We start from the raw sequence: 4032 nt of genomic DNA on the forward strand, positions 1-4032 counted from the left end.
CGTGTTGATCGGCGCAGACGCACGGGGCTTTGACTTTGTCGCACGCGTGGTGGGTCCGCGCTACCAGGACATGGCTGCGCCGATGACACGCGCGGGCTACGCCTTGGCTCGCAAGCGGGGGATCATCAAATGACCGTCGAGCAGGAGACTCGGCCGGGCACCACCGCCCGGTCGCGGACGCTGACCGTGTCGGAGGTCGTGCAAGAGACCAAGGACTCTGTGAGCATCGCCTTCGAGGTGCCTGACGAGATCGTCGACGATTTCAAACACCTTCCCGGGCAGTTCATCACGCTGAAGATCCCGTCCGACCAGACGGGCCACGTCGCACGATGCTATTCGCTGAGCAGTTCACCTCATGTCGATGACTTCCGCCTCGAGATCGGGGTCAAGCGCACCGATGGGGGATATGCGTCGAACTGGTTGTGCGACAACGTCTCCGTCGGCATGGAGCTGACCGTCCTCACGCCGTCAGGGAAGTTTACCGCGAAGAGCCTCGACGTCGACATGCTTTTCTTCGCTGGCGGAAGCGGCATCACGCCGGTCCTGTCGCTGGTGAAGTCGGCACTGGTGTCAGGCGGTGGGAACGTCGTCCTGTTCTACGCGAACCGTGACGCCGACTCGATCATGTACGAGCGCCAGCTTCAGCAGATCAGATCCGAATTCCCCGAGCGGTTCACTTTGGTCGGCTGGCTTGAGTCCGAGAACGGGATCCCCACATCCGAGGCTGTCGAGAAAATTATCCGTGACCACAAAGGGGCGGAGATCTTCACCTGCGGCCCTGCCCCCTTCATGGACCTGGTGGAAAGGTCTGCCACCGCGTGTGGAGTGGACCATTCGGATGTACATCGGGAGGTGTTCCAGTCTCTGGCGGGTGACCCGTTCGACACCGCCACACTGCGTCGACTCAGTGACGATGAGGGTGTGGCGACGGCCACGGTTTATCTCAACGGAGAGTGCATCACCACGGAGTGGCCACGTAACACGCCGCTGCTCGATGTGCTGCTCTCACGAGGGCACAACGCCCCGTACTCGTGTCGAGAGGGCGCGTGCAGCGCGTGTGTGTGCAAGCTCATCGAGGGTGATGTCGACATGGTGCAGAACAACATCCTCGTCGACGATGACATTGAGGACGGTGAGCGACTCGCGTGCCAGGCACTTCCGCTCACCGACGCTGTGACGGTGAGCTTCGATGACCTCTGACTCGATGACCTCTGACTCTTCGGGAGCTGGCCTACTGTCGCGGCGGTCGCGGGAGGTTCTCTCCACTGACGGCACAAGGCTGTTCGTTGAGGAGTACGGGCTGGGTGATGATGCGCCGCTGGTGGTGTTCAGTCACGGGTGGGCGTGCCAGGGCCGATTCTGGAGACCTCAGATCGAACACTTCGCCAACACACACCGTGTGGTGGTGTATGACCAACGAGGGCACGGCTGGAGTGACCGGGGTCATACCCCTTTCTCTTCGTCGGTCCTCGGCGACGACCTCGAGGCTGTCCTGCGGGCTGTCGTCACGTCGAGTCGTAAGGCATTGGTGACCGGTCACAGTATGGGCGGGATGTCGGTCATGGGTTGGGCTGCCGAGCACCCGGAGTCGGTGCCCCTCCTGTCCCGCGGTGCCGTCTTGGCGAGCACTGGACCCTCCCAGTTGGTAAGTAGATCGACGCTGATTAGGTCGCCGCGCCGATTCCGCGCCTCATTGGAGCGGGCCTTCGCAGCCGGGCTCGCCATGGCGGGGCCGGAGATGCTCGACACGCGCTTCAACCAGCGGTTGGTGAAGTACGGGACGATGGGTCCACACGCGTCGGCCGACGTTGTGGCTGAGTGTTCTGAGATAGTACTGCGTTGCCCCCCTGCGGTTCGGGGAATGTGGGGCAGGGTCCTGGCCACTATCGATGTCAGCAAAGGAGTCGACTCACTTGCGGTTCCGACGACAGTGATCGTGGGCTCTGCCGACAGGTTGACACCCGAGGTTCATTCCACCGATCTCGCCGAACGGCTGCAGCAGCGCGGCCAGCTGCACGATTTCGTGGTGTTGCCGCAGATCGGTCACATGATCAACATGGAGGCACCGAACGATTTCAACGAAGCGGTGGCGCGATTGGACGCAGCCACGGAGAAAGGCTAACTCTTGATGCCTATGACCGGACGCACATAGCTGATGATCGCGGGGGGAGGGCCCTTCCGGTATCGTTGCTTCCACAATGTCAGTCGTCCGTCGCGTTTCCTCCGCACCATCTCAGGTACAGCGTCGGGTGCGTGATGCCCGTAGCACGCGGTGGGATGAACATCGGGTCGCGGTACGCGCACAGCTGGTCGAGGCGGCCATACGGGCCATCGAACGCTGTGGCGTAGGCGTCAGCATGGACGACATCGCTGCGGAGGCCGAGGTATCTAAACCGAAGCTGTACCGCTATTTCGGCGACAAAGCGGGCTTGAACGGGGCGGTGGCGGCGAAGCTCGGGGCGTTGATGTGGGAGTCGGCGCAAGTCACAATTTTTGCCGAGCAAGAACATGCTTCGGTCGACGACATGGTTCGCTCGTCTATCCAGTCGTACGTCGCGCTCGTCGGGCAACATCCCGTGGTCGTCAGATTTCTCATGGCGAATCATTTGTTTGAGTACTCCGGATCGGGAAGCGGCGGAGTTGCGGAGCAATTGAGGTCGGTGATGGAGGTCATCGCCGGTCGGTTTACTGAATCTCTGCAGCGTATTCATGCAGATACCTCGATTATTCCCATGGCCGTGGCGTCCATTCTGGGTTCTGGTCTATCTGCGACGCAGTGGTGGACCGACGGCGGTCGTGAGCAAGGGGTGGACGACAAGTTCTTCGCCGCACACCTGTTGGAAACGACGTGGGGAATCATCGATGGCGCGGGCGCGACCATAGGCGTCGCCTTCTCACGTGGTCTGCCATTCAGTCATCCCGGGTTCGCGTCCCGCCGCTAAGTGGACTGACCATGTTTGGCAGCGAGCCATTCGCCGAACTTGTTTTGCCAGTGGCGGCGCGATTCGACCGATTCTTTGCGTTGCGGTCGGGTTGATCGTGCGTTCCGGTTGAGGGGTGTGTGTGCGTTGGTGGGCGGCGAGGAAGTCGTCAACGATGTGCGCGCAGTCGTGCCGGTCGATGTTTCGTAGCCCGGTTCTTCGTGCGAAATACCAGCGGTCCGAGAAGTTGGCACATTGCGAGTTCGATGTCGAAGTCGTCTAGTTCCTCGCGGGCATGAGAGCTTTGCAGAATGGCTTCAAATGGTTGGCGGTACTGGTCGATTACCCGCTGCTCAGCCGACAAGCTTCCCTCTTTGCCGCAGCGCCCCTGCATGTCACGACTCTCGGCGATGGCGCACGGCGGCGCGATCGCCGCGGCGTGGGACGACCTGCCGGGCTCACCTTGTGGTTGCTGCAACCCCGGCTGTCACCCGCCGCCTCACAGTCGAGTACCTGTTGCCGGTCCCGCTGCGCCGCCCGCACCGCATCAGCGGCCCGCCGCGCGGGAGAGCTGGCGCACTCGGGCGGTCTCGGTGGAGGGACATCGACAACCGATTCCCCTGCTCGAGCAGCCACAGCGACAGGATGGCCGAGGCCTTTGCTGTTCTCCACCGCCCATATGTTCAGGCAGCCTGCCGGCCCACTCGAGTTCACTGATCGAAGCGAACCTGGTGATGGTCCTGATCATGGCGTCGGTGTCGGTTCGTTGCTCGGCGTCGTTGTCCTGGTCGAACTACTCACATCAGTTCGATGAGCTGGTCGCGCAGCGACCCCGTCGAGTGTGCCGGCGGGATGCGTCCATGGTGTATTTGTCACTAGCGTTCTCTTTTGAGAGATATATCAAAGTTCCACCGCAACAAAACGTGTTCCCCGTGTAACGCCGTTCTCTACAACAACTTCGTCTTACATAATGGGCTCCTGATCTTATTTCCACGAGACGACGGTTAGTGGTCTGCAGTCGCCAACGAGCTGGACGCAAGTTCCAAAGCCTCGACAAGATCAGTCTCCTCCTTTGGCAGTCGACCGGCGGCCTCGGCCACCGCATCTAGCC

The 4032-nt window shown here is 61.4% G+C and carries 3 protein-coding genes and 3 pseudogenes; 5 read left to right on the forward strand and 1 reads right to left on the reverse strand.

Translation table 11 applies throughout. The features are described from left to right. From GM1_RS23065 to GM1_RS21125, 4 genes and pseudogenes are all read left to right on the forward strand, one after another. Positions 1-133 (forward strand): annotated as a pseudogene (locus GM1_RS23065) (acetoin dehydrogenase); the annotation flags it as partial. Further along, the gene (locus tag GM1_RS21115) at positions 130-1200 is read left to right on the forward strand and encodes a ferredoxin--NADP reductase (RefSeq protein WP_008382302.1); all 1071 of its coding nucleotides are present in this window, start codon (positions 130-132) and stop codon (positions 1198-1200) included. The pseudogene GM1_RS23065 and the gene GM1_RS21115, both read left to right, overlap by 4 nt. Before the next feature lie 4 nt (positions 1201-1204). Then, the gene (locus GM1_RS21120; RefSeq protein ID WP_040520974.1) at positions 1205-2122 is read left to right on the forward strand and encodes an alpha/beta fold hydrolase; all 918 of its coding nucleotides are present in this window, start codon (positions 1205-1207) and stop codon (positions 2120-2122) included. 76 nt (positions 2123-2198) lie between these two features. Continuing rightward, a complete protein-coding gene (locus tag GM1_RS21125) occupies positions 2199-2942 on the forward strand; it encodes a TetR/AcrR family transcriptional regulator (RefSeq protein WP_030175636.1) in 744 nt (247 codons plus the stop codon). A gap of 111 nt (positions 2943-3053) precedes the next feature. On the opposite strand, the pseudogene GM1_RS23325 reads toward GM1_RS21125, so the two are convergent. Further along, positions 3054-3270: pseudogene (locus GM1_RS23325) on the reverse strand (TetR family transcriptional regulator); the annotation flags it as partial. 61 nt (positions 3271-3331) lie between these two features. On the opposite strand from GM1_RS23325, the pseudogene GM1_RS23075 reads away from it, so the two are divergent. Then, a pseudogene (locus tag GM1_RS23075) lies at positions 3332-3497 on the forward strand (PaaI family thioesterase); the annotation flags it as partial. Between the last annotated feature and the right edge of the window lie 535 nt (positions 3498-4032).

The organism is Gordonia malaquae NBRC 108250, from assembly GCF_000344135.1.
GTDB classification, from domain to species: Bacteria; Actinomycetota; Actinomycetes; order Mycobacteriales; family Mycobacteriaceae; genus Gordonia; species Gordonia malaquae.

What these genes read in the sequence shown, in the direction of transcription:
- GM1_RS21125 (WP_030175636.1), top strand. Translation starts at nt 2,199, where the DNA reads ATGTCAGTCGTCCGTCGCGTTTCCTCCGCACCATCTCAGGTACAGCGT.
- GM1_RS21120 (WP_040520974.1), top strand. Translation starts at nt 1,205, where the DNA reads ATGACCTCTGACTCTTCGGGAGCTGGCCTACTGTCGCGGCGGTCGCGG.
- GM1_RS21115 (WP_008382302.1), top strand. Translation starts at nt 130, where the DNA reads ATGACCGTCGAGCAGGAGACTCGGCCGGGCACCACCGCCCGGTCGCGG.